The organism is Mycobacterium sp. (assembly GCF_049281135.1).
Classification (GTDB): domain Bacteria; phylum Actinomycetota; class Actinomycetes; order Mycobacteriales; family Mycobacteriaceae; genus Mycobacterium.
Genome location: NZ_JBAPRN010000376.1, coordinates 1 through 1742, shown reverse-complemented (window position 1 = coordinate 1742; position 1742 = coordinate 1). Strand labels below are relative to the sequence as shown.

The window sequence follows — 1742 nt, the reverse complement described above, 5'->3', positions numbered from 1 at the left end:
GGCCAGCTCTTTGAGTCGTCGTTCGCGGTCGGGGTCAAGGTTGCCTTTGTTGTGGCTGACGCGCTGGTGGGTGACCCACGCGCCGAGCCCGTAGCCATCGAACTCGTAGAACGCCGGAACGCGGGCGTGGCCATTTTGATCAACGTAGGCGAGGAGCTTGCTGAAGACCTCCTCCCACCGGTCAGCGTCGGGTTCCCAACTCCAGCCGGGCAACTCTTTGAGTCGTCGTTCACGGTCTGCGTCAGGCGTGCCTCTTCTGTGGTTAACACGTTGCAGCGTCGCCCAAGTGCCGAGCGGGTAGCCGTCTAAAGAGCAAACGGCGGGCACGCGTGCATGACCATTTTGGTCAACGTAGGCGAGGAGCTTGTTGAAGCCCTCCTCCCATTGATCGGTTGCGGGGTCCCAACTCCAGCCAGGGAGCTCTTTGAGTCGTCGTTCTCGGTCGGCGTCAAGGTTGCCTTTCGCATGCATACCGCGCTGCTTAGTCACCCACGCGCCGAGTCGGTAGCCGGCGATCTTGTAGGACTGCAATACGCGGGCGTTGCCGTGGCTCTCGACGTATTGCAGGAGTTGACTGAAACCCTGTTCCCACTGGTCGGTCCGCCAATCCCAGGTCCAGGTTGGGTGTACTCCTTCCAGCCGGGACCGGCGGTCGGGATCTAGAGTGCCCTTGCCGTACTTTGCGCGCTGCTTGGTCACCCACGCGCCGAGTCGGTAGCCATCGATCGTGTAGGACTGCAATACGCGGGCGTTGCCGTGGCTCTCGACGAACTGTTCAACGAGACCGAACCAGAACTCCCAGGAAGCAGTGGTCTGCTCGATGATTCGCAGGTCGAAGGCGCGGGCGAATTCGACACCACACACCGCCGGGATGTCCACCTTAATTTTGGACGGAAGTCGTAATGCGCCACGGCTGCCACACGGTAAGCGCCCGAGGGAACGGCGCAGCTCATCAAAATGTTGAGCCAAATCTTCATCGTGCGCCCGGAGTGCCAGCAGCACGTCCCAAACGGGCTTAAATGCTGAGTCTTCAAGGACGACATCGGGATTCGGATCGTCGGTATCGATGAAAACAGGGATGACGATGGTGCCAATGGTCTTGTCGTCAGCAAGCCGTATGGCACGACCGACGGCCTGCGCAATGTCGATTTCTGATCTTTTCGGATCGATGAAAGCGACGCCGTCAAGGGTGGGTACGTCCACCCCTTCGGTGAGGCAACGTGCGTTCGAAATTACCGCGTGCTCGCCATCATTAATATCGCCGAGACGTTGCAGCCTGCGCTGACGTTCTCCGGCAGACATCGCGCCGTCAACATGATCCGTCCACAGCTTGCCCTTGGGCCGCTGGCGTGTTGGCAGCCAGTCGATCACATCCGGAAATGAAGCCTTAAACTCCTTAGCGCCCTTGACAAGTCGGTGGAAAGTGATAACTCGGTGCAGGTCGTACTGGCGCATCGCTTTGGCTAGCCCGATTTCTCCAGCCACCGAGCGGGCGTCTTTCACTTCCTTGCCGTCTACGGTGATGAACCGGGCCTTTTCAGCCCAGTCCCGGTAGGTTGCGTTATCGACGCCGATGATGGCGACTTGGTAATCGGTCAGCAGGTTGCGCTGTATCGCCTCGCGAAATGTGAGTCGGTGGAACACCTTTCCGAAATTGTCCTCGTCGTCCATTGAGGCGAATTCATAGCCGGCGTCCTTCGCTGACTTCAGGACATGAGCCGAATAGATGCGTGGTGTGGCCG

At 59.2% G+C, this 1742-nt stretch carries 1 protein-coding gene; it reads right to left on the bottom strand.

The genetic code is table 11. The features are described 5' to 3' along the window. On the bottom strand, window positions 1-1671 hold a 1671-nt coding region (locus WAN02_RS15165; protein WP_422265025.1), incomplete at its 3' end, for a Helicase associated domain protein. Window positions 1672-1742 lie beyond the last annotated feature (71 nt).